The organism is Pseudomonas sp. 29 (genome assembly GCF_002754355.1).
Classification (GTDB): Bacteria; Pseudomonadota; Gammaproteobacteria; order Pseudomonadales; family Pseudomonadaceae; genus Aquipseudomonas; species Aquipseudomonas neuropathica.
On the sequence record NZ_PEEY01000001.1, the window covers coordinates 2,923,263 to 2,947,328 of the forward strand.

General features: G+C 59.3%; 22 protein-coding genes. 12 read left to right on the forward strand and 10 right to left on the reverse strand.

Features of this window, described 5'->3' with window-relative positions:
• Nucleotides 1–70 precede the first annotated feature (70 nt).
• From CLU80_RS13670 to betC, 3 genes are all read right to left on the reverse strand, one after another.
• Nucleotides 71–1,639 carry a SulP family inorganic anion transporter gene (locus CLU80_RS13670; RefSeq protein ID WP_099757610.1) on the reverse strand — a complete coding sequence of 523 codons (1,569 nt, stop codon included), beginning with the start codon at nt 1,637–1,639 and terminating at the stop codon, nt 71–73.
• A 253-nt stretch (nt 1,640–1,892) separates the two neighbouring features.
• The gene (gene choX, locus CLU80_RS13675; RefSeq protein WP_099757611.1) at nt 1,893–2,813 is read right to left on the reverse strand and encodes a choline ABC transporter substrate-binding protein; all 921 of its coding nucleotides are present in this window, start codon (nt 2,811–2,813) and stop codon (nt 1,893–1,895) included.
• A 16-nt stretch (nt 2,814–2,829) separates the two neighbouring features.
• Nucleotides 2,830–4,344 (reverse strand): choline-sulfatase, encoded by a 1,515-nt coding sequence (gene betC, locus CLU80_RS13680; protein WP_099757612.1) that lies wholly within the window; start codon nt 4,342–4,344, stop codon nt 2,830–2,832.
• 114 nt (nt 4,345–4,458) lie between these two features.
• Here betC and CLU80_RS13685 point away from each other — a divergent pair, with 114 nt between their 5' ends.
• Entirely contained in the window at nt 4,459–5,409 is a 951-nt protein-coding gene (locus CLU80_RS13685) for a choline sulfate utilization transcriptional regulator (protein WP_093429527.1), read from the forward strand.
• 7 nt (nt 5,410–5,416) lie between these two features.
• On the opposite strand, the gene CLU80_RS13690 is transcribed toward CLU80_RS13685, so the two are convergent.
• Nucleotides 5,417–6,082 carry an NAD(P)-dependent oxidoreductase gene (locus CLU80_RS13690; RefSeq protein WP_093429526.1) on the reverse strand — a complete coding sequence of 222 codons (666 nt, stop codon included), beginning with the start codon at nt 6,080–6,082 and terminating at the stop codon, nt 5,417–5,419.
• Nucleotides 6,083–6,165: 83 nt separating this feature from the next.
• Between CLU80_RS13690 and CLU80_RS13695 the strand changes: the two genes are divergently transcribed.
• On the forward strand, nt 6,166–6,492 hold the full coding sequence (locus tag CLU80_RS13695; protein WP_099757613.1) for a DOPA 4,5-dioxygenase family protein: 327 nt from the start codon (nt 6,166–6,168) through the stop codon (nt 6,490–6,492).
• Here CLU80_RS13695 and CLU80_RS13700 read toward each other — a convergent pair whose 3' ends face one another.
• On the reverse strand, nt 6,493–6,894 hold the full coding sequence (locus CLU80_RS13700; RefSeq protein WP_099757614.1) for a GFA family protein: 402 nt from the start codon (nt 6,892–6,894) through the stop codon (nt 6,493–6,495).
• A 321-nt stretch (nt 6,895–7,215) separates the two neighbouring features.
• Here CLU80_RS13700 and CLU80_RS13705 point away from each other — a divergent pair, with 321 nt between their 5' ends.
• The 9 genes from CLU80_RS13705 (at nt 7,216) to CLU80_RS13750 (ending at nt 17,694) form a co-directional block, all read left to right on the forward strand.
• Nucleotides 7,216–8,523, forward strand: a complete 1,308-nt coding sequence (locus CLU80_RS13705; protein ID WP_007911819.1) for a CitMHS family transporter — start codon at nt 7,216–7,218, stop codon at nt 8,521–8,523.
• Nucleotides 8,524–8,608: 85 nt separating this feature from the next.
• Nucleotides 8,609–9,376 (forward strand): TerC family protein, encoded by a 768-nt coding sequence (locus CLU80_RS13710; RefSeq protein ID WP_093429523.1) that lies wholly within the window; start codon nt 8,609–8,611, stop codon nt 9,374–9,376.
• A 328-nt stretch (nt 9,377–9,704) separates the two neighbouring features.
• Nucleotides 9,705–11,363 (forward strand): Na/Pi cotransporter family protein, encoded by a 1,659-nt coding sequence (locus CLU80_RS13720; RefSeq protein WP_095125091.1) that lies wholly within the window; start codon nt 9,705–9,707, stop codon nt 11,361–11,363.
• Between the two features lie 169 nt (nt 11,364–11,532).
• Nucleotides 11,533–12,924 carry a M16 family metallopeptidase gene (locus CLU80_RS13725; RefSeq protein WP_099757615.1) on the forward strand — a complete coding sequence of 464 codons (1,392 nt, stop codon included), beginning with the start codon at nt 11,533–11,535 and terminating at the stop codon, nt 12,922–12,924.
• A 178-nt stretch (nt 12,925–13,102) separates the two neighbouring features.
• The gene (locus CLU80_RS13730; protein ID WP_016986428.1) at nt 13,103–14,131 is read left to right on the forward strand and encodes a DUF5924 family protein; all 1,029 of its coding nucleotides are present in this window, start codon (nt 13,103–13,105) and stop codon (nt 14,129–14,131) included.
• Nucleotides 14,132–14,185: 54 nt separating this feature from the next.
• Complete coding sequence (locus CLU80_RS13735) at nt 14,186–15,334, forward strand: ABC transporter permease (protein ID WP_093429519.1); 1,149 nt, start codon at nt 14,186–14,188, stop codon at nt 15,332–15,334.
• A complete protein-coding gene (locus CLU80_RS13740; RefSeq protein WP_099757616.1) occupies nt 15,331–16,134 on the forward strand; it encodes an ABC transporter ATP-binding protein in 804 nt (267 codons plus the stop codon). The genes CLU80_RS13735 and CLU80_RS13740 overlap by 4 nt, the downstream gene beginning before the upstream one ends.
• 1 nt (nt 16,135) lies before the next feature.
• The gene (locus CLU80_RS13745) at nt 16,136–17,074 is read left to right on the forward strand and encodes an MlaD family protein (RefSeq protein WP_099757617.1); all 939 of its coding nucleotides are present in this window, start codon (nt 16,136–16,138) and stop codon (nt 17,072–17,074) included.
• Nucleotides 17,071–17,694, forward strand: a complete 624-nt coding sequence (locus CLU80_RS13750) for an ABC-type transport auxiliary lipoprotein family protein (protein WP_093429516.1) — start codon at nt 17,071–17,073, stop codon at nt 17,692–17,694. The genes CLU80_RS13745 and CLU80_RS13750 overlap by 4 nt, the downstream gene beginning before the upstream one ends.
• A gap of 121 nt (nt 17,695–17,815) precedes the next feature.
• Here CLU80_RS13750 and CLU80_RS13755 read toward each other — a convergent pair whose 3' ends face one another.
• The 5 genes from CLU80_RS13755 to CLU80_RS13780 form a co-directional block, all read right to left on the reverse strand.
• Nucleotides 17,816–19,045, reverse strand: a complete 1,230-nt coding sequence (locus CLU80_RS13755; protein WP_099757618.1) for a spore maturation protein — start codon at nt 19,043–19,045, stop codon at nt 17,816–17,818.
• Between the two features lie 217 nt (nt 19,046–19,262).
• Complete coding sequence (gltP, locus tag CLU80_RS13765) at nt 19,263–20,594, reverse strand: glutamate/aspartate:proton symporter GltP (RefSeq protein WP_034152229.1); 1,332 nt, start codon at nt 20,592–20,594, stop codon at nt 19,263–19,265.
• A 702-nt stretch (nt 20,595–21,296) separates the two neighbouring features.
• Nucleotides 21,297–21,761 (reverse strand): inhibitor of vertebrate lysozyme family protein, encoded by a 465-nt coding sequence (locus CLU80_RS13770; protein WP_095049547.1) that lies wholly within the window; start codon nt 21,759–21,761, stop codon nt 21,297–21,299.
• Nucleotides 21,762–21,763: 2 nt separating this feature from the next.
• A complete protein-coding gene (locus tag CLU80_RS13775; protein WP_003177151.1) occupies nt 21,764–21,928 on the reverse strand; it encodes a DUF1328 domain-containing protein in 165 nt (54 codons plus the stop codon).
• Nucleotides 21,929–22,000: 72 nt separating this feature from the next.
• A complete protein-coding gene (locus CLU80_RS13780) occupies nt 22,001–22,285 on the reverse strand; it encodes a hypothetical protein (RefSeq protein ID WP_093429512.1) in 285 nt (94 codons plus the stop codon).
• 427 nt (nt 22,286–22,712) lie between these two features.
• Here CLU80_RS13780 and algB point away from each other — a divergent pair, with 427 nt between their 5' ends.
• Nucleotides 22,713–24,059, forward strand: a complete 1,347-nt coding sequence (gene algB / locus CLU80_RS13785; RefSeq protein ID WP_095049546.1) for a sigma-54-dependent response regulator transcription factor AlgB — start codon at nt 22,713–22,715, stop codon at nt 24,057–24,059.
• The last annotated feature ends 7 nt before the right edge of the window (nt 24,060–24,066 follow it).

Genomic DNA, 24,066 nt, shown 5'->3' on the forward strand with positions numbered 1-24,066 from the left:
CTCCCACAGTGGAATGCGATCAAATGTGGGAGCGAGCTTGCTCGCGAATGGCCTCACCACCGATTCTGGATCAGTCTTCAAACCGGATCGGACATTTCTCCGGCCCTTCCAGCTTCCGCAACTCCTCCACCACCTGCGGCCGCGCCCGGCGCAAGGTCAGGCTGCGATCCTGGCTAAGCAAACGTCGCGCCTCCTGATGCAGCATTTCCACGCCCGAATAGTCGATGAAGTTGATCTGCTGCGCCTCGATCACCACCCGCGCGCCATGCATACGTTGCAGGCGTACTTGCAGGTAATGGCTGGCGCCGAAAAAGATCGATCCGCCGACACGCAACACATCGTCTTCGCCGTCGCGCCAGTGCTGCACGCGCGGTTGCGAAGTGCGCTTGAGGTAGAAGAACAGCGAGGCCAGCACACCGGCATAAATCGCCGTCTGCAATTCCAGTAGCAAAGTCGCGAGGCAGGTCAGCGCCATGACCACAAACTCGGCGCGGCTGACACGCAGCAATGCGCGAATGCCTCGGTGGTCGACCAGCCCCCAGGCAATCAACAGAATGCTCCCGGCCATCGCCGGGATCGGAATGTGCGCGATCAGCCCCGCACCAAAAATTGCGAACAACGCCACCCAGATTGCCGAAAACACTCCGGCCAGCGGCGAGCAAGCGCCTGCCTCGTAACTGAGGCCCGAGCGGGTGAACGACCCGGCCGACAGCGACCCGGAAAAGAACGCCCCGAGAATATTCGACAAGCCCTGTGCACGGACTTCCTGATTGGCATCAAGCAATTGCTGCGACCGCGCCGAAATCGAGCGCGCAATCGACAGACTGGTAACCAGGCCGAGCATGCCCACCGCCACAGCACTTGGCAGCAATCGCAGGATCAAATCCAGATCCAGCGGCAATCCACTGAACGGCGGCAAACGCCCGACAAACGCGCTGACCAGATGCACATGGCCGAACACGCCCGGCCACAACCACACCAGCAAACTGGCCAGCACCAGTGTGATCAACAGCGTCGGCCAGCGCGGCAACAGGTGTTTGAGCAGCAGACCGACGACCACCGTGGCCAAACCCAACACCAGCGAAGGTTTATCCACAGCCCGCAGGTGTTGCAGCAAATCCATCAAACTGGCCAGCGCCGTGGCTTTTGCCGGCAACTCCAGGCCCAGCAGGTTTGGCAATTGCCCGATAGCAATCACCACCGCCGCGCCAAGGGTGAACCCCAGCACCACCGAATGCGAGACGAAATTCACCAGCGCGCCAAAGCGCAGCAAACCGAGCAGCCACTGGAATATCCCCGCAAGCAAGGTCAGCAGCAGGATCAGGGTGATGTAGTCCTGCGAGGCTGGAACCGCTAAAGGGCTGACACTGGCAAACAGCACAATCGAAATCGCTGCCGTCGGACCGCAGATCAAATGCCACGACGAACCCCACAGGCAGGCGATCAGCACCGGAATGATTGCGGCGTAGAGGCCGTACTCAGGTGGCAGACCGGCGATCAACGCGTAGGCAATCGACTGGGGGAGCGCAAGAATCGCCCCGCTGAGGCCGACGATCAGATCCCGTCCGACGCTGGCGCGGGTTTGTCGCGGCAACCAGGTGAGGAAGGGGAAGAGAGAGTGGCGGCTGGGGAAGGCCATGGGTCCTCGCGGTTGGGTTTTGTTCAAGGTTATCAGGGTGCCAGGGGAAAGGCCCCTCACCCTAACCCTCTCCCAAGGGAGAGGGGACTGACCGTGGTGTTTATTCAAGATTCACCGACCTGCGATTTCAGAGTTGAACGCAAGTTTTGAATCCAACAGATATCGGCTCCCTTTCCCCCTCGCCCCTCTGGGGAGAGGGCTGGGGTGAGGGGGCAAAAATCTCGAGCCGAGCACAATTCCAGTAACACCACGATCAAAGCTTCGCCTTCACCGCAGCCAACGCATCCTTGCCATCGACGGTCTTCACGCCATCCAGCCACTTATCCAACACCGCCGGATTCGCCTTGATCCAAGCCTTCGCCGCCTCGGCATTGCTGACCTTTTTGTTCACCACCTCAGCCATGATGCTGTTCTCCATCTCCTGCGTGAACGACAGATTGGTCAGCAATTTACCCACATTCGGACACGCCTCGGCGTAGCCCTTGCGCGTTAACGTAAACACGCTGCCGGTGTCGCCAAAGTACTTCTCGCCACCCTTGAGGTAATGCATCTTCAACTGCACGTTCATCGGGTGCGGCGTCCAGCCGAGGAAGGTGACGAATTTCTGTTTCTTCACCGCCCGCGACACTTCAGCCAGCATCGCCTGTTCGCTGGATTCGATCAGCTTCCACTGGCCCATGTCGAAGTCGTTCTTCTTGATGATTTCCTGCAGCGAGATATTCGCCGGCGCACCCGAACCGATGCCGTAGATCTTACGATCGAACTTGTCCGCGTATTTGTTCAGGTCGGCAAAGTTATGCACACCCGCGTCCCACACGTAGTCCGGCACGGCGAGGGTGAATTCGGTGCCGTCGAGGTTCTTCGCCAGTTGCGTGACGTCACCGGTGGCGACGAACTTGTCATAGAAGCCCTGCTGCGCCGGCATCCAGTTGCCGAGGAACACATCCACCTGGCCATCCTTCAACCCGCCAAAGGTGATTGGCACTGCAAGAGTGTCGACCTTGGCCTTGTAGCCCATGCCGTCCAGCAGAAACCCGGTGATGGCGTTGGTCGCGGCGATGTCGCTCCAGCCCGGATCGGCCATTTTCACGGTGTCGCAGCTTTGCTCAGCGAAGGCCGAGGCGCTGCTCAGCGCGAGCAGGCTGATCGTCATTACTGTGGATAACTTACGCATGGACTTCCCCTTAACATTATTGGTTTTGGCAGGGTTGTGGATAACGTGCTTTGCGTTCCAGATCGTCGAGGTCGATGTGGTTGCGCATGTATTGCTGACTGGCGTCCACCAGTGGCTGGTGATCCCAGCTCTTCAGCTTGCCGATGGTCAACGCGTCGGCGACAAATCGGCGGCGGCGCTGGCTCGCGAGGACCTCCCGGTGAATCGACTGAATGTCCCATTTGGCTCGTGCTTCGGCGAGAAAATCGTCGAACAGCGGGCGATGTTGCGGCGATTGGCTGAGTTCTTCCAGTTCATGCGGATCGTTATCTACGTCGAAGAGTAGGCAAGGGTCGCTTTCACTGTAGATAAATTTGTAGGCGCCGCGACGGATCATCATCAGCGGGCTGATGGTGCCTTCGGCCATGTACTCGCCGAACACTTCGTCATGACCGCCCTGCCCTCGCAGGTGCGAAACCAGTGAGCGGCCATCCAGTGGCAAGCCGGCTTCCAGCGTGCCGCCGGCCAATTCGACGAAGGTTGGCAACAGGTCTGCAGTCGATATGGCAGCGCTGACACGCCCGGCATCGAACTGGCCTGGAGCACTTATCAACAGGGGGACGCGGGCCGCCATTTCGTACCAATGCATTTTGTACCAAAGGCCCTTTTCGCCGAGCATGTCGCCGTGGTCACCGGAGAAGACAATAATTGTGTCTTCGATCAGCCCGGTTTCTTCGAGGGTTTGCAGAAGTTTGCCGACGTTGGCGTCGATATAGCTGCAGGCACCGAAATACGCCCGGCGCGCATCGCGAATCTTATCCACAGGCAGTGGCTTGTCCCACAGGTCATAAACCTTGAGCAGCCGCTGTGAGTGCGGATCGAGTTCGTGTTGATCCGGAGTTGTAGGCAGCGGGATATCGGCATCGTCGTACAAATCCCAGAACGCCTTGGGAATGGTGTACGGGTCGTGTGGGTGTGTCATCGATACTGTCAGGCAGAACGGCTGATCGCCGTCCTCGCGGATGTGATCGAACAGATATTGCTGTGCCTTGAACACCACCTCTTCATCGAAATCCAGTTGATTGGTGCGCACACATGGCCCGGCCTGCAGCACCGAAGACATGTTGTGGTACCAGCTCGGCCGTACATCCGGCTCATCCCAGTTCACGGCCCAACCGTAATCGGCCGGGTAGATATCACTGGTCAGGCGTTCTTCATAACCGTGCAACTGGTCCGGACCGCAGAAGTGCATCTTGCCGGATAGCGCGGTGCGGTAGCCGAGGCGGCGCAAGTAATGGGCATAAGTCGGCACATCGGCAGGGAAATCGGCGGCGTTGTCGTAGGCGCCGATCTTGCTCGGCAACTGGCCGCTGACCAGGGTGAACCGCGATGGCGCGCACAACGGGCTGTTGCAGTAAGCGGCATCGAACACCACGCCTTGGGCGGCGAGGCGGGAAAGATTCGGCAGTTTGATCGGCGATGGGCCGTAGAACGGCAACATTGGCGCGGCCATCTGATCGGCCATGATGAAAAGAATATTCTTGCGCTTCATGTGATCGCGGCATTCCATAGTAAATATTTATGCGACATTGCTGCGATCGAGCATGGAGTCCATGCTTTATCCGGTAAAGCCCGCGCCGGACAATGACTAGGATAAGCACAGCTTATGTATGAAGCCTTGGGTGATCTGTCCCTCGACCTGTTGCGCGCCTTTGAGGCGGCCGCTCGCCAGCGCAGCTTTACCGCAGCGGCGGTAGAGCTTGGCACCACGCAACCAGCGATCAGTCAGCAGATCAAACGGCTGGAAGAACAACTCGGTACGCGACTATTTGATCGCATTTACCGTGGGATCGAGCTGACCGAAGTCGGCGCGATACTGTTTGAGCAAGTTACTCTCGGTTTACAGAATATCGATGCAGGATTGAGCGCGATCAGCGCACAGCAACAACATGAAGTCCTGCAAGTTGCCACTGACTTTGCCTTCGCTGCTTATTGGCTGATGCCGCGCCTGCACCGCTTTCATGAAGCTAACCCGCAGGTCGACGTCAGCCTGGTGACCAGTGAACGCAACCACAACATGCTGCGCACCGATATCGATGTGGCGATCCTGTTCGGTGATGGGCGTTTCAAGCAGGGCGAAAGCCATTGGTTGTTCAGCGAAGAAGTATTCCCGGTGTGCAGCCCGCAATTGCTCAAGGATCGCGCCCTGCCCTTGCCTGCTCACGCACTGCTGGAGTTCCCGTTGCTGCACCTGCGTGGGGAAAACAGCAGCAACTGGTTTGACTGGAGTGGTCTGTTCCGTGAACTCGGTATCAATACGCCGCCGGCGCCGGGGCAATTGCGCTTCGACAATTACACGCTGTTGATTCAAGCGGCGATTGGCGGTCAAGGCGTGGCGATTGGCTGGCGGCACCTTGTGGATAACTTGCTGAGTCAGGGTTTGCTGTGCCGCCCCATCGCCGAAACGACCTTGTCGCGCCTCGGCTATTACGTGGTGCTGCCCCAGCGCAAACGTCGGGGCGCGTTGATTCAACAGTTTGTCGATTGGTTAATGGCGGAACAGGCGAGCAGCGCGCAATCCCTCAACGGTTTGACGTTGCCGTCGATCGCGGTTTGAAGATCTTTTACGAATCTGAAGCCGCAACGAAATTCACATGCTGCCCTACATGCAAATTCAGTCGTAGCTCATCGGCAATCCCCACCGCCACGCGGTTCAGCCGCTCCAGTGGCTCGGCCAGACCCGGTTCGAGATTGCCGCCGACCTGGCTGAAATGCTCAATGGTCAGCCCGGCCACGCCGTGTGGCGCATTGACCAGTGTCCAGTGCAGCGGGCTGCTTTGCACGGCTTCGCGAATTTCTTCGGCAGCATGGCGTTGCAGGCGATCATCGACGTCCGGCTCATCGAGTACGGCAAAATCCCCCACCAGAAACAGCCGCGAAACGTTGGCGGCTTGCAGTCCATCGACCAATGCATCGACGGCCAGCACCTGCTCGACGGGGCCGAGTACGACAGAGCGCTCAACGTGATCGCTGCTGAATGGCAAACCTGGCGCATCCAATAAGCAGATGACCACCGAACTGCCGGCCACACTTTGATTGACCCTCTCGGAGTCGAACAGATCGCCGCTCTTGGTGCGTAGTCCGGGACGCGGCGCAAGTGCGGTCAGATCGTCGAGAATGGCGATGACTTCATGCTGACGACGCAGCAACTCAGCCATCAACGCGCTGCCCAGGCTACTCATGGCACCATAGAGCACCACTTTTACCGCCGGGGTTTCGGCATTTTTCATGGCTGATCCCTTTTCTTATCCCTTGTATGAAGTGTGACATACGGGCAACGCCGAGGGTTCGAACCGATTTCCGAGGGCTTCAGATGCAAGCGATCAAGGGCTACCACGCCCACGTCTATTTCGACGCCAGCACCATTGAACAGGCACGGGCCTTGTGCGAGCAGGCCGCGCAGTTATTTGCAGTGAAAATGGGCCGCCTTCACGAACGTCCGGTCGGTCCGCATCCGGACTGGAGTTGCCAGTTGGCCTTCGGCCCCGAGTTGATCAGCGATGTGCTGCCGTGGCTGGTGTTGAACCGCAAAGGTCTGGTGGTGTTTCTGCACCCGGACACTGGCGATGACCTGCTCGACCACACCGAACACGCAATCTGGATGGGCGCGATGCGGTCGCTGGATCTGTCTGTTTTCTGATCAGATCGTTTCTTCGGCTTCGCCCGGCAGATGCTCGTCCAGGTGCAGCCAGGGCAATTGGCTGTCGGTCCAGATGTGTCGTTCGGCGGGCGCCAGCTCGGGTTGATCGAGGGTGGCGATGGTCACGTCGATACTCTGTGGGCTGAGCAACGTCACCAACGCCAGTTGCGCGCCGCACTGCGGGCAGAAGTACCGCGCGCAACTGTCGGATGAGTCATAACGCGCCGGCGTACCAGCCAGCCATTGGAAACTGGAGGCTGGCACCGTGATCCACGTCGTGACGATGCCGCCGCTGACCTTGCGGCAAATCGAACAATGGCAATGGGCGATATCCTGCAACGCCCCGCTGAACTGATAACGAATATGTCCGCAGTGGCAGCCTCCGCTGTGCGATTGGCTCATCTCGAAAGCTCCCTTTCCCGTGTTTATTGACTCTAGTTCGCATCCGACGGCCGGGTGACCGTTCATTCAAAGCTTTCTGCAGCGAAAGGTAGCTGAAAGCTTGCCCGATTAGGATCGCCTCACTTCCGGCAACAGACCGGTTGGCCAATGCGTGTGATACCTCGCACTAAAGGCCCAATTAACAACAACAATGGTGATTCTGATGTCCTCTGTAGCCCGCCTTTACGCTGTCACTCCGCCCGTACGTCTCGTGCTTCCCGTTCTGCGCTGATCGGCCCGATCTGCTCATTTAACTAGCCGCGCTACGCCTGGAGTATTCCCATGCTGACTTTCCTTGGCTTCGCCATGGTCATCACGTTCATGTTCCTGATCATGACCAAGCGCCTGTCCGCGCTGATCGCTCTGATCATCATCCCGATCGTCTTCGCCCTGTTCGGCGGCTTTGCACCGAAGATCGGCCCGATGATGCTCGAAGGCATCACCAAGCTCGCGCCGACTGGCGTGATGCTGATGTTCGCCATTCTCTATTTCGCCCTGATGATCGACTCCGGCCTGTTCGACCCGGCCGTGCGCAAGATCCTCAAACTGGTCAAGGGCGACCCGCTGAAGGTTTCGGTCGGCACCGCCGTACTGGCGCTCGTCGTTTCCCTCGATGGTGACGGCGCGACCACTTACATGATCTGCGTGGCCGCCATGCTGCCGCTGTACAGCCGCATCGGCATGAGCCCGCGGATCATGGCTGGTCTGATCATTCTCGCCGGCGGCGTGATGAACATGACCCCATGGGGTGGCCCGACTGCCCGCGCCGCGAGTGCGCTGCACGTTGACCCGTCGGACATCTTCGTACCGATGATCCCGGCGATGGCCGCGGGTGTGGTCGCGATTCTGGTTATCGCTTATTTCTACGGCAAACGTGAACGTGCGCGTCTGGGTGAGCTGCATCTGGTTGGCGATGATATCGATCACAGCGAAATCAGCGTGTCGCAGTTCCCGGATGCCCGCCGTCCAAAACTCATCTGGTTCAACGGCGCCCTGACCTTCGGCCTGATGTGCACCCTGATCGCTGGCCTGCTGCCGCTGCCGGTTCTATTCATGGTCGCGTTCAGTATTGCCATGATCGTCAACTACCCTTGCCTGCAGATGCAGAAGGATCGCGTTGCGGCTCACGCCGGTAGCGTGCTGGCAGTGGTCGGGCTGATCTTTGCGGCGGGTATCTTCACCGGTATCCTGAGCGGCACCGGCATGGTCGATGCGATGTCGAAGAGCCTGTTGGCGGTGATTCCGGATTTCCTCGGCCCTTACCTGGCCGTGATCACGGCGCTGGTGAGCATGCCGTTCACCTTCTTCATGTCCAACGATGCGTTCTACTATGGCGTGTTGCCGGTGTTGGCCGAAGCCGCCAGCCACTACGGGATCACCGCAGTGGAAATGGCCCGTGCCTCGATCGTCGGTCAGCCCGTCCACTTGCTGAGCCCGTTGGTGCCATCGACCTATCTGTTGGTGGCCCTGGCCGGTATTGATTTTGGTGACCACCAGCGTTTCACCCTGAAATGGGCGATCCTGGTATGTATCTGCATTCTGATTGCTGCACTGCTGTTGGGGACTTTCCCGGTGTTCAGCACTCTATAAGCCCACGACTCACCGTTTCGGGTCCTGGCTTCGCGGTTTGAAGCCCGGGCCTTTTTCGGTTTAACACTCGCTCAAAGGAATACACATGGATTGGCTGACCAACCCCGAAATCTGGGTTGCCTTCTTTACCCTGACCGCCCTGGAAATCGTTCTGGGCATCGATAACATCATCATGATTTCGATCCTGGTCAGCCGCATGCCCAAACACATGCAACAGCGCACCCGGATCTTCGGTCTTGGCCTGGCCATGATCACCCGCATCCTGTTGCTGCTGTCGATCACCTGGGTCATGCGCCTCACCGCCGACCTGTTCGAAGTGTTCGGCCAAGGCATTTCCGGCCGTGACCTGATCCTGTTCTTCGGTGGTCTGTTCCTGCTGTGGAAGAGCTCGCAAGAGATGTACCACGCGCTGGAAGGCGAAGACGAAAGCGACGAAACCCCGGGCGGCAAGGGTGGCAACTTCCTCTACACCATCATCCAGATCGCGATCATCGACATCGTTTTCTCGCTGGATTCGGTGATCACGGCGGTGGGCATGGTGTCCCACGTGCCGGTGATGGTCGCGGCGATCGTCGTGGCGGTGCTGGTGATGATGCTGGCCTCGGGCAAGATCAGCGAGTTCATCGACAAACACCCGTCGCTGAAGATGCTGGCGCTGTCGTTCCTGCTGGTGGTCGGCACCGTGCTGATTGCCGAGTCGTTCGACGTGCATGTGCCGAAGGGCTACGTCTACTTCGCCATGGCGTTCTCGCTGGCCGTGGAAGCGATCAACATCAAGCTGCGCGGCGCAATGGCCAAGAAAAAACAGCAGCAAGACCCGGTGAAACTGCGCAAGGACATCCCGGGCCAGTAACCCGGTAATCCAGACGCACGCAATACCCCCTGTGGGAGCGAACCTGCTCGCGAAGACGGAGTGTCAGTCGACAAAAATGTTGGCTGATCCACCGCTTTCGCGAGCAAGCTCGCTCCCACATTTGTTTTGAGTAACACAGGGGGAACGTGTCGGATTCAGGTGGGTGAATGAACCCGTTTTCATGACACTTTTGTTTCAATCGACACTTTAGCTGTGCAATGCTGGCGCCCAGACCGTTAGCCAACTACAGCTTAAGTATCAAAAACGTAGAAACCGCGCGGTACCGTCAACTTGCCTCTCTGAGGCACTGCTATTACAGGGGGTCTGCATGCTCACCCTGCTCAATCTGCTTTCCGCCGTCGCCCTGTTGATCTGGGGCACGCACATTGTTCGAACCGGCATCCTGCGGGTGTACGGCACCAATCTGCGCCATGTGATCGGCCAGAACATGTCCAAGCGCTGGCTGGCCTTTGTCGCCGGCATCGTCGTTACCGCGATGGTGCAGAGCAGCAATGCCACGGCCATGCTCGTGACCTCTTTCGTCGGCCAGGGCCTGATGGCGCTGACCCCGGCGCTGGCGACCATGCTCGGCGCCGACGTCGGTACCGCGCTGATGGCGCGGGTGCTGACGTTTGACTTGTCGTGGCTGTCGCCGCTGCTGATTTTCCTCGGGGTGATTTTCTTTCTGTCGCGCAAACAGACGCGGCTCGGGCAGATGGGCCGGGTCAGCATCGGTCTGGGGCTGATCATTCTCGCGCTGCAATTGATCGTCGAGGCCGCCGCACCGATCACCCACGCGCAAGGGGTCAAGGTGATCTTCGCCTCGCTGACCGGCGATATCCTTCTCGACGCCTTGGTCGGCGCGTTGTTCGCGATGATTTCCTACTCGAGCCTCGCCGCCGTGTTGCTCACCGCGACACTGGCCGGCGCCAGTGTGATCAGTCTGCCGGTGGCGATCGGCCTGGTGATCGGCGCCAATATTGGCAGCGGCATTCTTGCGTTCATGAGCACCAGCATGCAGAACGCGGCCGGGCGGCAAGTGGCGCTGGGCAGTCTGCTGTACAAACTGATCGGCTTGCTGCTGATCATTCCGGTACTCGATCCGTTGGTGCACTGGATCGACAGCCTCGATTTCAGCCCGCAGGAAATGGTCATCGGCTTCCACCTGCTCTACAACACCGCGCGCTGCCTGATTCTTCTACCAAGCGTCGGGCCGATGGCACGCCTGTGTGCTTGGCTGCTGCCGGAGCGGCCGGAGGTCAACGGCACCGCCAAACCGCGCCATCTCGACGCGACCGCGCTGGTCACACCGAGCCTGGCGTTGGCCAACGCCGCGCGGGAAACCCTGCGCATGGGCGATCTGCTCGACAACATGCTCGACGCGACCCTCGATGTGTTGCGCGGCAAGCAGACCGCCGTCACCCAGGAAATGCGTCGACTGACCGACGACGTCGAAGCGCTGTACAGCGCAATCAAACTGTACCTGGCGCAGATGCCCCGCGAAGACCTCGGCGAGCAGGACAGTCGGCGCTGGGCCGAAATCATCGAGCTGGCGATCAATCTGAAACTGGCCGCCGATTTGATCGAACGCATGCTGCGCAAGATCCAGCAGCAGAAAACCTCGCAGCGGCGCTCGTTTTCCGAAGAAGGTCTGGAGGACCTGGCCGGGCTGCAACAGCAACTGATCGCCAATTTGCGTTTGGGCCTGTCGGTGTTTCTCAGCGGCGACCGCGAAAGTGCCCGGCAATTGCTCCGCGAGAAACGCCGCTTTCGCGCGCAGGAACGTCGTCTGGCCCACGCGCATGTCAGCCGTTTGCAACGCAAGATCGTGCAGAGTATTGAAACCAGCTCGCTGCACCTGGAGTTGATTGCCGACATGAAACGCTTGAATTCGCTGTTTTGCGGCAGTGCGTATGTGGTGCTGGAAACGGCGGATACCGGGGCGCTGGCGGCGGATGATATTGCCGACATTACGCATTCGCCTTGAACGACTGGGGCTGGGTTTAGTCAGTTACATTGATTCAGCCTTCAGGCCGCTATCGCGAGCAGGCTCACTCCTACAGGGGGGACGCATTCCAAATGCAGGAGTGAGCCTGCTCGCGATGGGGCCCTGACTGACGACACGGATCTCCAAATCAGCCGTACGGAAGCCTGTTATGCGTTGCCTGTTGTTCGCCTGTCTGTTGCTCGGTTCCCTGCCCGCCTTCGCCCTGGATCGTTTTCAGGTTGAAGGCTATGCGCTGCCCAACGGTTTGCAGCTAATGCTCAAGCCCGGCACCGAACGGGGGCACGTGGCGATCCGGCTGGTGGTCGGCGTCGGCCTTGATGATTTCGAATGCGGTGACAAGGAGCTGCCGCACCTGCTCGAACACCTGCTGTTCAGTGGCATCGACGCCACCGGCGAAGGTGGTCTGGAGGAGCGCATGCAAGCGCTGGGCGGTGACTGGAATGCCTTCACCAGCAACGCCGACACCACCTTCGTCATCGAAGCTCCGGCGAAAAACCAGCGCAAGGTACTCGACCTGCTGCTCGCTCTGCTCACGCAAACACGTATCGACGACAACGCGATCAACGCCGCCAAACGTGTGGTCGAGCGCGAGGACGGCGGCCATTACACACGCCTGCAACGCTTTCTCGATCGTCAGGACCTCGGCCACACCGCGAGCAATCAGCTAGCTGTTGAACTGGGCCTCAAATGCCCGCAACGCGCCGAGGTCGGCCATCTGACTCAGGAGCAACTGGAGAAGGTGCGCAAGGCCTGGTACGCGCCGAACAACATGACGCTGATTGTCGTCGGCGAACTCGACAAACTGCTGCCGGCGTATCTGGAACGCACTTGGGGCGCGCTCGAAGCGGTCGAGCCAAGCGAACACCGCCCACTGCCGGATATCCGCACCAGCGCCGCCCACGAGCGCACGCTCACCCGTGGCTTTATCGGCGACAGCGCCAAATTGCACTGGCTGGTGCCGGAACCGGTGCTGGACGATCAGTACGACCAGACGTTCGATATCCTCAAGGATTATCTCGACTGGGCGCTGTACCGGCAGATTCGTCTCAACCACGGTTTGTCCTACGGGCCGTGGGCTGAGCGTGAGGTGTTTGGCGGTGTGGGCTTCATGAGTCTGAACGCCGATCTGGATCGTGATGACGTTGACGAAGCCATTCAGGTGCTGGAGGACCTCAAGGCTGATCTGCTGAAAAACGGCCTAGACCCGGATACTTTCGCGCGGATCAAGCAGGCCTCGATCGCCCATCAGGCGTGGGCGGTGCAAGGCAACAGTGCGCTGGCGGATTATTACTGGAGCGCCCTCGGTGATTACCAGGACGGTCGTTTTGCCAACCCGGCGCGGGAGCTGCAAGGGGTGACGCTGGAAGCGGCGAACAAGGCCATGCGTGAGTTGCTGTTGCAACCGGGGTATCTGCGGATCGAGAAGCCGTTGATCAGTGATGATCAGGTTTTGTGGTTGAGTGCGGGTGGCTTGGGTCTGGTGTTGTTGATCCTGATCGGCTGGCGTTTGCATCACCGCCGCCGGCCGGCCGAACACTAACCCTGTAGGAGTGAGCCTGCTCGCGATAGCGGTCCTTCAGTCATCATTTCTTCGGCTGATACACCGCAATCGCGAGCAGGCTCACTCCTACAAGGAAATGCGTTGGTTTTAAGTGACCATCAGCCTTGCCAGCGCTACTCTGTCGAGGTTTTTTCCCCTCAAGTCGTGAACCGCCCAAATGCCAAAAATACAGCTCCTGATCCAGCGCATTCTCGAACTGATGAAGCGTTATCCCGGGGTCATTGCGCTTGGCGGGTTCATCTCCGGGGTCGGCAGTTTCATCATGGTCGATCGTCAGCAGGGCCTGGCGAGCTGGATCACCGTGATCATGCTGCTCAGCTGGATCTGGCTGATGCTGGAAAACACCCTCACCGGCCTCTTCACCCGCGTGTTCAAACGCGAGATTCCCCAGCCGCTGCTGCGTTACGCGACGCAGATGATCCATCAGGAAAGCCTGTTTTTCGTCTTGCCGTTTTTCTTCATCACCACGACCTGGAACAGCGGCCAGTTGTTTTTCACCGGGCTGCTCAGCGTCGCCGCACTGATTTCCATCGTTGATCCGCTTTATTACAAATGGCTGGCGCCACGGCGCTGGGCGTTTCTCGCGCTGCACACGCTGACCCTGTTCGCCGCCCTGCTCACCGCGTTGCCGGTGATCATGCACCTGACCACCGCGCAAAGCTTCAAATGGGCGCTGGGCATTGCCGTGTTGTTGTCGTTCCCGAGCCTGGCGTCGATCTTCCCGATCCGCACGGTGCGCAATGCTTTGGCAATCCTGTGCATCACGGTCGGCATCGGTGGCGTGGGTTGGGCGCTGCGTTCGTGGGTGCCGCCGGCGACGCTGTGGATGACCGACGTGGCGATCAGCACGCAAATGCAGGATCGCACCCCCGGCGCCAGCCTCGACACGGTCAGCGCCGAGCAGATTCGTGGCGATGGCCTCTATGCCTACACCGCAATAAACGCGCCGCGCGGGCTCGATGAGCGGATCTATCACGTCTGGCAATTCAACGGCAAAGAGGTCGACCGCATCGCCCTCGACATCCATGGCGGGCGCAAGGAAGGCTACCGGGCGTGGACGCACAAGCAGAATTTCCCTGGCAATCCGGCGGGCAAGTGGCAGGTGCGGGTGTTGACCGAGGATGGCCAGGTGATCGGCGTGCTGCGTTTCGAAGTCACGGACAGCACAGCGATCAAAGAAAAGTAATCCGGTTCGTGCTATTACGTTAGTTCGCATAAAGGCCGAACAAGCACGGAGCTTATGACCAGCAGCTCGATCAGCGGTAATGCTCAACTGGACACGTCGATAACCCCTGCCCGCCTGCGGGTCACGGGGGACTGGACGCTTGCCCATTACGCCGAGCTCAAGCAACTGAGCGAAAAGCTCCACGGTCAGTACGATGCCAACACCCCGATCGACCTCAACAGCCTCGGCGCCCTCGACACCGCTGGCGCTTCGTTGCTGGTCGAACTGCTCGGCTCCGAACGCCTGGGCAAATCCGCCGAACACCCCGATTGCACCCTGACCTCCGCCGACCGCGCGCTGCTGCAAACCGTGTACTGCTCGATGACCGATTTCTGCGTGCCGATCAAAGAGCCGGAAATCAGCGTCAGTGTGCAACTGCTGACGCGCATTGGTCGCGCCGTTGACACCGTCTGGCAGGACACTCTGCAACTGCTCGGTTTCGTCGGCCTGATCATGGAAACCATCGCTCGCAACCTGTTACGGCCCAAGCGCTGGCGCATCACGCCGATGATCGCGCACATCGAGCAGACCGGCCTCGACGCCGCGCCGATTGTGGCGTTGCTGACTTTTCTGGTGGGTGCGGTGGTGGCGTTTCTTGGCGCGACGGTGCTGGCCAGTTTCGGTGCGACAATTTTTACTGTGGACCTGGTGGGCTTCTCGTTCCTGCGCGAATTCGGTGTGCTGCTCACGGCGATCCTCATGGCCGGGCGCACTGCCAGTGCCTTCACTGCGCAGATCGGCTCGATGAAGGCCAACGAGGAAATCGACGCAATCCGCACCCTCGGCCTCGATCCGATGGAGTTGCTGGTGGTGCCGCGGGTATTGGCGATGCTGGTGGCGCTGCCGATGCTGACGTTTCTCGCCATGCTTTGCGGGATCATCGGTGGCGGCGTGGTCTGTGCGGTGTCGCTGGATATTTCGCCGGCGATGTTTCTGTCGTTGCTGCAATCGGACATCGGCATCCAGCATTTTCTGGTGGGCCTGGTCAAAGCCCCGATCTTCGCTTTCCTGATTGCCGCGATTGGTTGTCTGGAAGGTTTCAAGGTCAGTGGCAGCGCCGAGTCGGTTGGCGCGCACACCACGTCTGCCGTGGTGCAATCGATTTTCGTGGTGATCGTGCTCGACGCGGTGGCCGCGCTGTTCTTCATGGAGATGGGCTGGTGAGTCGTCTACCCCGCGCGCCCTCGGAGGCGGTGATCGAAGTCCGTGGCCTGTGCAATCGCTTTGGCAGCCAGAGCGTGCACGAGAACCTCGATCTGGATTTGTACAAAGGCGAGATTCTCGCCGTGGTCGGCGGCTCCGGCAGCGGCAAATCGGTGCTGTTGCGCAGCATTGTCGGGTTGCGCCGGCCCAGCGAAGGCATGGTCAAAGTGTTCGGCAAGAACTTGCCGAGCCTCTCCGAGCATGAGCGTTCGCTGGTCGAGCGGCGTTTTGGCGTGCTGTTTCAGAAAGGCGCGCTGTTCTCGTCGCTGACCGTCACCGAGAACGTCGCCCTGCCCCTTATCGAACACGCCGGCCTCAGCCGCAACGACGCCGAGCACTTGGCGGCGGTGAAGCTGGCGTTGGCCGGGCTGCCGCTGTCGGCGGCGGACAAATACCCGGCGTCGCTGTCCGGCGGCATGGTCAAACGCGCGGCGCTGGCCCGTGCTTTGGCGCTGGATCCGGACATTCTGTTTCTCGATGAACCCACCGCCGGGCTCGATCCGATTGGCGCGGCGCAGTTCGATCAATTGATCCTGACCCTGCGCGATGCACTCGGCCTCAGCGTGTTTCTGGTGACCCACGACCTCGACACGCTCTACACCATCACCGACCGTGTGGCGGTGCTCGCGCAGAAAAAAGTCCTGGTCGCAGGACCCATCGACGTCGTTTCCGAAACCGACGACGCGTGGATTCACGAATACTTCCACGGCCCGCGCGGCCGCTCGGCGCTGGACGCCGCCAAATTGCTCAACGAGGTCTGACATGGAAACCCGAGCGCATCATGTGTTGATCGGCCTGTTCTCCGTGATTGTGGTGGCAGGCGCCCTGCTCTTCGGCCTGTGGCTGGCCAAGTCCAGCGTCGACACCGAGTTCAAGGATTACGAAATTGTCTTCAGTGAGGCGGTCAGTGGCTTGTCCAAAGGCAGCCCGGTGCAGTACAGCGGGATCAAGGTCGGCGATGTGATCAACCTGCGCCTTGATCCGAAGGACCCACGGCGGGTGCTGGCGCGGATTCGTCTGGCCGGTGACACCCCGGTCAAGGAAGACACCCAGGCCAAACTGGCGCTGGCCGGGATCACGGGGACCTCGATCATCCAGCTCAGCGGTGGTACACCCGAAAGCCCGAAACTGCGTGGGCATGACGGCAATCTGCCGACCATCGTCGCCTCGCCCTCGCCTATTTCGCGCTTGCTCAATGACAGCAACGATTTGATGACCGGCATCACTGCGCTGCTGCAAAACGCCAACCAGATGTTCTCTGCCGACAACGTCGAGCGTGTGAGCAAGACCCTCGCCCATCTGGAGCAGACCACCGGCACCATCAACGATCAGCGCGGCGACATCAAGCAAGCCATGCAGCAATTGGCGACCGTCGGCAAACAGGCCGGCAGCATGCTCGAACAGACCTCGTTGCTAATGCGCAATGCCAACGGCTTGATCAACGATCAGGGCAAGCAGGCATTGGGCAGTGCCGAACAAGCCATGAAGTCGCTGGAGCAAAGTACCGCGACGATCAGCACCCTGCTGAACAAAAACGAAAACTCCCTCGACAACGGCATGCAGGGCCTCAATGGCCTGGCCCCGGCGATCCGCGAACTGCGCGAGACGCTGACCTCGCTGCGCGCCATCTCCCAACGCCTTGAGGCCAACCCCAGCGGCTACCTGCTGGGCCGTGACAAGAACAAGGAATTCACGCCATGAAGCTGACTCGACTTGCCCTTCTCGCCGGCTTCACGCTGATCAGCGCCTGTTCGATTCTGCCCCAGTCGGAGCCGTCGGATGTCTATCGCCTGCCGGCCGCACAGGCGCCCGCCTCGGCCAGTTCGGCGGCGACTCAGTCTTGGTCGTTGCGGCTGAACAAGTTGCAGGCCAGTGAGGCGTTGAACCGGCCGACGATTGCGGTGATTCCGCAGGGCGACGTGATCAGCAGTTACAAGGGCTCGCGCTGGAGTGATCCGGCGCCGGTGCTGGTGCGTAATCGCTTGCTCGATGGGTTTCAGCGTGATGGTCGGGTGACGTTGCTTAGTACCGATGACAGCAACTTTGCGGCGGATCTGGAATTGGGCGGGAGTTTGCAGGCGTTTCAGACCGAATACCAAGGCTCACAGGCCAGCGTTGTGGTGCGCGTCGATGCGTTGCTGGTGCGCGGTTATGACCAGCGCATTCTCGCCAGTCGCCGCTTTGAAGAGCGCCAGCCGTTGAGCGATGTGCAGGTGCCGGCGGTGGTGGCCGGGTTTGGCCAGGCCAGTGATCGCCTGACCGCGAAAGTCGTCGCTTGGGCTGTCGACCAAGGCCAGAAACTCGCCCCCCCAAAACCTTAAGCCCGACACACAACCCCTGTAGGAGTGAGCCTGCTCGCGATAGCGGTTTATCAATCGCCATCATCGGTGACTGATACACCGCTATCGCGAGCAGGCTCACTCCTACAGTCTGGATTTTTGTTCAGCCGAAGAACCAGTAGCAGACGGCAATGGCGCCAATCACACCAGCGAACTCCGCCAGCAACGCACACCCCACCGCATGCCTCGCGCGTTGAATCCCCACCGCGCCGAAATACACTGCCAGCACATAGAACGTCGTCTCGGTACTACCCTGCACCGTCGCCGCGACCAGCGCCGGGAAGCTGTCGACGCCCGAGGTCTTCATCGTCTCGATCAGCATGGCCCGCGCTGCGCTGCCGGAGAACGGCTTGACCATCGCCGTCGGCAACGCATCGACAAACCGCGTGTCCCAACCCGCCCACTCGACCAGATGACGAATGCCGTCCAGACCGAAGTCCAGCGCCCCGGACGCACGCAGTACGCCGACCGCGCAGAGCATCGCCACCAGATACGGCAGCAGGTTCTTCGCGACGTCGAAGCCTTCCTTCGCGCCTTCAACGAACGCCTCGTAAACCTTCACTTTCCTTAACGCGCCGATGATCAGAAACAGCATGATCAACCCGAACAGCGTGAGATTGCCGAGGATCGACGACAATCCCGCCAAAGCCGTCGCTGAAAGGGTGCCGAGCAACGCCATGAAACCACCCAACAACAGCGCACCCGGTACCAGATAGGCCAGCACCACCGGATCCCAGATCCGCAGGCGCTGCATGAACGCCACCGAGAGGAAGCCGACGATCGTCGAACAACTGGTCGCCAGCAGGATCGGCAGGAACACCAGCGTCGGATCTGGCGCGCCTTGCTGGGCGCGGTACATGAAGATCGTCACCGGCAGCAGGGTCAGGGAGGAGGCGTTGAGCACCAGGAAGAGGATTTGCGCGTTACTGGCGATGGTGGCGCTGGGATTGAGCTCTTGCAGCGCCTTCATGGCTTTCAGGCCGATGGGCGTCGCGGCATTGTCGAGGCCCAAGCCGTTGGCGGCGAAGTTCAGGGTGATCAGGCCAAGGGCAGGGTGACCGGGTGGGACTTCCGGCATCAGCCTTAGAAACAGCGGGCCGAGGATCTTGGCCAACCATTCGACGATGCCGGCCTTCTCGGCAATGCGCAGAAAGCCCAGCCACAGGGTGAGGGTGCCGAACAGCAGCACCATGACTTCGACCGAGAGCTTGGCCATGGCGAAAATGCTTTCCACCATCGCCGCGAAGATCCCGGCGTTACCGCCGATCAGCCACTGCGCCAGCGCCGATACGGCTGCCACGATGAAGAAGCCAAGCCACAGGCCATTAAGCATCAGTCAAATCCCCCGAAGAATGCCGCGAATGATAGCGGGGTCACCAGAAACGACAAACCCCGGATTTCTCCGGGGTTTGTGTGTACCTGCTGCCACCCCATTTACCGGGTTGACCTCAATCTCCTGTAGGAGCTGCCGAAGGCTGCGATCTTTTGATTTTGTTTTTAAAAAGCAAGATCAACAGATCGCAGCCTGCGGCAGCTCCTACAGGGGTGTGTCAGTTCTTCGAGATTTCGCCTGCAGGCAGTTTTTCCTTGCTGCGCCAGTGCGGCAGGGAGTTCCAGTAGCGCTGGCCCTTGGCATCGTCGTACATGCCTTCCCAACGTGCGATAACCAGTACCGCCAGGGCGTTACCAATCACGTTCAGAGCGGTACGCGCCATGTCCATGATGCGGTCGACACCGGCGATGAACGCCAAGCCTTCCAGCGGAATGCCGACGCTGCCCAGAGTGGCCAGCAGTACCACGAAGGACACGCCCGGTACACCGGCGATGCCTTTGGAGGTGACCATCAGGGTCAGGACCAGCAGCAGCTGCTGGCTGATCGACAGGTCGATGCCGTAGAGCTGGGCAATAAAGATGGCGGCGATCGACTGGTACAGGGTCGAACCGTCGAGGTTGAACGAATAACCGGTAGGCACCACGAAGCTGCAGATGGCTTTCGGTGCGCCGTAGGCTTCCATCTTCTCAATCACGCGTGGCAGCACGGTTTCCGAAGACGCGGTGGAGTAGGCCAGCACCAGCTCATCCTTGAAGATGCGCATCAGCTTGATCACAGAGAAACCGAACAGCTTGGCGATCAGGCCCAGCACCACGAAGGCAAAGAAGGCGATGGCGACGTAAACCAGAATCACCAGTTTCGCCAGCGGCAGCAGCGAGGCGAAGCCGAAGTTGGCCACGGTCACCGCGATCAGTGCGAACACGCCGATCGGCGCATAGTTCATGATCATGTGGGTGACTTTGAACATGCTTTCCGAGACGCCCTGGAACATCTTCACCAGCGGCTCGCGCAGGTCCGACTGCAGGCTCGACAGACCGAGACCGAACAGCACGGAGAAGAAGATGATCGGCAGCATTTCGCCGCGGGCCATGGCCGCGAAGATGTTCGACGGGATCAGGTTGAGGATGGTCTCGATGAACGCGTGTTCATGCTGCACTTCGGCGGCGGTCGCCTGGTACTTCGAGATGTCCACCGTGCCCAGGGTGCTCATGTCGATGCCGGTACCCGGGTGGAACAGGTTGGCCAGCAGCAGGCCGACAACGATGGCGATGGTGGTGACGATTTCGAAATAGATGATCGTCTTCAGGCCAATCCGCCCGAGTTTCTTGGCGTCGCCCACGCCGGCAATGCCGACAATCAGGGAAGAGATGACGATCGGGATCACGATCATCTTGATCAGACGGATAAAGATATCGCCTGCCGGTTGCAGGACGTTGCTGATCCACCAAGCCTTCTCGGCACTGAAGTGATTGAGCAACGCACCAATTGCAATCCCTAGAACAAGACCGATGAGGATCTGCCAGGCGAGGCTGATTTTTGCCTTCTTCATTATCTTTACCCTTACTTGCGTTTGACTCAGGCACATGCAGGAACTGGAACGCTCTTTAGCGGAAAAGTCTGTGCATCTGCCTCCGTATAAGGTGCCCCGAAGCGCGTATTTACGGCTCTTCGGCAGGCGAAAAAAGGCGCAACTATTCCGATGCAAGGTTGCGCCGTCTAATGCCGTAAACGCCTACCCTATGCCGAATCGGCATGAGCTTTTTTAAATGAAACTGGCGTCCCAACCGGTTCGATTGTGACATTTCGGCCGGCATAAGTGCCGTGAACCGGCCATCACAGCCTAGGTTGGTTGTTTTTTGAACGAGAAAAATCGACGAAATATTTAGGAAAAAGCCTACGCAGGAAGACTAGAAGTCCTACTGTTTAAGTGGTCTCTTTGTCGATATACGGTCGCCATGAAACACCGCGTAATGTTTTCGCGCGCAGTGTCAGCGATAAAAAGGATGAGCTGGACGCTCTGGATCAATGTTTTGCGTGTTGGAAAGCTCAGCGCAAGTCCGTCGAGCCACTACGGGTCGGCGAACCTGCGGCGCAGCTTTTACCCTGACCCGGCCCTTGCGCAGGCACTCCCTGTCCCCGTAGGTCACTCCGACCCTGCAACAGTCAGAACGTCCCGGCCCCTTGGTCATGCGCCTGCCTTCCTCAGGTGGGCGCAATGGAAGGCAGCAGGGCTGCTGCCTTCATGTTCAAATCAGTACCACTTCGGATCTTTCTTCAGGGTTTCCATCAAAAGATCCTGCATGCCCTGATCGGGTTTGCCGAGGAAGCGGTAGGTGGCATGTCGCGTTGGCGACTTGTCGGCCGGCAGTCCTTCGGGCACATCCACGAGCATGGCGTATGCGTCTTTCTTGTCGAAACTGAACGCGACGATCAAGCGGTGGTTCAGGCACTTGTCTGCAGATTCGCAGAGCGGGCCGACCAGATACTGGTCGCCATCTTCAGTTACGGCATTCATCTGCTGGTCAGGCGTGCCGGACAGGTTCATCACCCATTCCGGCAGGCGTTCTTCCTTCTTCACCACGCCTTCCCAGGTTTCGCGATACTGCGGGTCGGAACTCAATAGTTCGTTGACCCGCGCCTGGCCGTCATTGGCCGCCATCGCCATGGCACTGCCGCCCAGAAGCAGGGCGGCTGCCAGTGTCTTTAACACAGTCATCGTTAACCTCGGCCGCGACGGCCAAAGAAGAAGGAAGCGATGAACATCACCAGGAACACGACAAAGAGAATCTTGGCGATACCCGTGGCGGTGCCCGCGATACCACCGAAGCCCAGTACTGCAGCGATGATGGCAATGATCAAGAATGTAATTGCCCAGCTCAACATGGTGATTCTCCTTACTTCTCTATTTAGGGGTGTTACGTGTTCTGGCGCTGCGCGCCCGAATTCATCTGTTCTTTAGAAAACCCAACGCTCTTCACGTGGCAGTTGATCCAGCGGCTGCGCCTGATCGACATCCATCATGCGCATCGAGGCGCTCTCGGCCTGGCTGCTGCTGACGGCGCTGAAGTGCGTTTGCGTGTTGTGCTGGATCGAAATCAGCGGCTCAACCTGCTGGCTGTTTTCCCAGCGCAGGTATTGCTGACAGGCGATCAGGGTGATCAACAGCGCCAGTACGCCAAACAGACCTTGCTGAATATGCAGTGGCGAGATACGCACTTGGGCGGCACGTTGGCGAGTCATCCTGGGTTCCTCACTCTTATTCGGTTGGGGCAGTTCATTTCTGCCCGGGCTGAATGAGGTATTGCAGCCTGCATGCCAGTTTTTTAATTGAAAAATATTCAATAAAATCAATTGGTTATAGGCGCGGTAGAAAACTTTCGCGACGCATCCTGCACGATGGGGCATCTGGGATCGTGCGCAATGCACGATTTTTTCGTAGGAGATTTCATTCTTATGGAATTGAGAGCAGGGCGCAGATGTCAGAAAAGTACGCAGGGAATGCCCTGCAAATCGGCATTTGTTTAAAAAACCAACAAAATCAACGTATTGGCCGTAAAAGCAGGAGAGAGCTACCCTCCTATGGCTGGCATCGTTCAGAATCAACCATGCAACTTGCCCGATTTTTCCGGGACTAACCCAAGACCAATCACTATGGAGCGTAGGAAAAATGGAATCTGCCACTGAGCATCAAGGCCGCATTCTGCTGGTGGACGACGAATCCGCCATCCTGCGTACTTTCCGTTATTGCCTCGAAGATGAAGGCTATACGGTTGCCACAGCCAACAGCGCGGCTCAGGCCGACACCTTGCTGCAACGCCAGGTCTTCGATCTGTGCTTCCTTGATTTACGTCTGGGAGAAGACAACGGCCTCGACGTACTGGCGCAGATGCGCATTCAGGCACCATGGATGCGAGTGGTGATTGTCACCGCGCATTCGGCTGTCGATACCGCCGTCGACGCGATCCAGGCCGGCGCCGCCGACTATCTGGTCAAACCGTGCAGCCCGGATCAGTTGCGTCTGGCCACTGCCAAGCAATTGGAAGTGCGCCAACTGTCGGCGCGCCTCGAGGCCCTCGAAGGCGAGATCCGCAAACCGAAGGACGGTCTCGATTCCCACAGCCCGGCGATGAAGGTCGTACTGGAAACTGCACGTCAGGTCGCCGGCACCGACGCCAACATTCTGATCCTCGGCGAGTCCGGCACCGGTAAAGGTGAGCTGGCCCGAGCGATTCACGGCTGGAGCAAGCGCGAGAAAAAATCCTGCGTGACCATCAACTGCCCGTCGTTGACCGCTGAACTGATGGAAAGCGAGCTGTTTGGCCACAGTCGAGGCGCATTTACCGGTGCCAGCGAAAGTACACTGGGCCGAGTCAATCAGGCCGACGGCGGTACGCTGTTTCTCGACGAGATCGGCGATTTTCCGCTGACATTGCAACCAAAATTGCTGCGTTTCATTCAGGACAAGGAATATGAGCGGGTAGGGGATCCGGTGACTCGTCGCGCGGATGTGCGCATCCTCGCCGCAACCAACCTCAATCTGGAAGACATGGTCCGTGACGGCCGATTCCGTGAAGACCTGCTCTATCGCCTCAACGTCATTACTCTGCACCTGCCGCCTCTGCGCGAGCGTGCCGAGGACATCCTGACGTTGGCCGACCGTTTCCTCGCGCGCTTCGTCAAAGAGTATGCGCGTCCGGCACGCGGCTTCAGCGACGAGGCTCGCGAGGCACTGCTCGGCTATCGCTGGCCGGGCAACATTCGCGAGTTGCGCAACGTGGTCGAGCGGGCGAGCATCATCTGCCCGCAGGAACGCGTGGAGATCAGCCACCTGGGCATGGCCGAACAACCGGCCAACAACGCGCCACGAGTCGGTGCCGCGTTGAGTCTCGACGAGTTGGAGAAGGCCCACATCGGCGCCGTCCTCGCCACCGCCGGCACCTTGGACCAGGCGGCGAAAACGCTCGGCATCGATGCCTCGACCCTGTATCGCAAGCGCAAGCAGTACAACCTGTGAGCGCCCG

What these genes read in the sequence shown, in the direction of transcription:
- CLU80_RS13700 (WP_099757614.1), bottom strand. Translation starts at nt 6,894, where the DNA reads ATGAGCCAATCGCACAGCGGAGGCTGCCACTGCGGACATATTCGTTAT.
- gltP (WP_034152229.1), bottom strand. Translation starts at nt 20,594, where the DNA reads ATGAAGAAGGCAAAAATCAGCCTCGCCTGGCAGATCCTCATCGGTCTT.
- CLU80_RS13750 (WP_093429516.1), top strand. Translation starts at nt 17,071, where the DNA reads ATGAAGCTGACTCGACTTGCCCTTCTCGCCGGCTTCACGCTGATCAGC.
- algB (WP_095049546.1), top strand. Translation starts at nt 22,713, where the DNA reads ATGGAATCTGCCACTGAGCATCAAGGCCGCATTCTGCTGGTGGACGAC.
- CLU80_RS13755 (WP_099757618.1), bottom strand. Translation starts at nt 19,045, where the DNA reads ATGCTTAATGGCCTGTGGCTTGGCTTCTTCATCGTGGCAGCCGTATCG.
- CLU80_RS13745 (WP_099757617.1), top strand. Translation starts at nt 16,136, where the DNA reads ATGGAAACCCGAGCGCATCATGTGTTGATCGGCCTGTTCTCCGTGATT.
- CLU80_RS13725 (WP_099757615.1), top strand. Translation starts at nt 11,533, where the DNA reads ATGCGTTGCCTGTTGTTCGCCTGTCTGTTGCTCGGTTCCCTGCCCGCC.
- CLU80_RS13730 (WP_016986428.1), top strand. Translation starts at nt 13,103, where the DNA reads ATGCCAAAAATACAGCTCCTGATCCAGCGCATTCTCGAACTGATGAAG.
- CLU80_RS13775 (WP_003177151.1), bottom strand. Translation starts at nt 21,928, where the DNA reads ATGTTGAGCTGGGCAATTACATTCTTGATCATTGCCATCATCGCTGCA.
- CLU80_RS13695 (WP_099757613.1), top strand. Translation starts at nt 6,166, where the DNA reads ATGCAAGCGATCAAGGGCTACCACGCCCACGTCTATTTCGACGCCAGC.
- choX (WP_099757611.1), bottom strand. Translation starts at nt 2,813, where the DNA reads ATGCGTAAGTTATCCACAGTAATGACGATCAGCCTGCTCGCGCTGAGC.
- CLU80_RS13735 (WP_093429519.1), top strand. Translation starts at nt 14,186, where the DNA reads ATGACCAGCAGCTCGATCAGCGGTAATGCTCAACTGGACACGTCGATA.
- CLU80_RS13690 (WP_093429526.1), bottom strand. Translation starts at nt 6,082, where the DNA reads ATGAAAAATGCCGAAACCCCGGCGGTAAAAGTGGTGCTCTATGGTGCC.
- CLU80_RS13770 (WP_095049547.1), bottom strand. Translation starts at nt 21,761, where the DNA reads ATGACTGTGTTAAAGACACTGGCAGCCGCCCTGCTTCTGGGCGGCAGT.
- CLU80_RS13705 (WP_007911819.1), top strand. Translation starts at nt 7,216, where the DNA reads ATGCTGACTTTCCTTGGCTTCGCCATGGTCATCACGTTCATGTTCCTG.
- CLU80_RS13710 (WP_093429523.1), top strand. Translation starts at nt 8,609, where the DNA reads ATGGATTGGCTGACCAACCCCGAAATCTGGGTTGCCTTCTTTACCCTG.
- betC (WP_099757612.1), bottom strand. Translation starts at nt 4,344, where the DNA reads ATGAAGCGCAAGAATATTCTTTTCATCATGGCCGATCAGATGGCCGCG.
- CLU80_RS13780 (WP_093429512.1), bottom strand. Translation starts at nt 22,285, where the DNA reads ATGACTCGCCAACGTGCCGCCCAAGTGCGTATCTCGCCACTGCATATT.
- CLU80_RS13685 (WP_093429527.1), top strand. Translation starts at nt 4,459, where the DNA reads ATGTATGAAGCCTTGGGTGATCTGTCCCTCGACCTGTTGCGCGCCTTT.
- CLU80_RS13720 (WP_095125091.1), top strand. Translation starts at nt 9,705, where the DNA reads ATGCTCACCCTGCTCAATCTGCTTTCCGCCGTCGCCCTGTTGATCTGG.
- CLU80_RS13670 (WP_099757610.1), bottom strand. Translation starts at nt 1,639, where the DNA reads ATGGCCTTCCCCAGCCGCCACTCTCTCTTCCCCTTCCTCACCTGGTTG.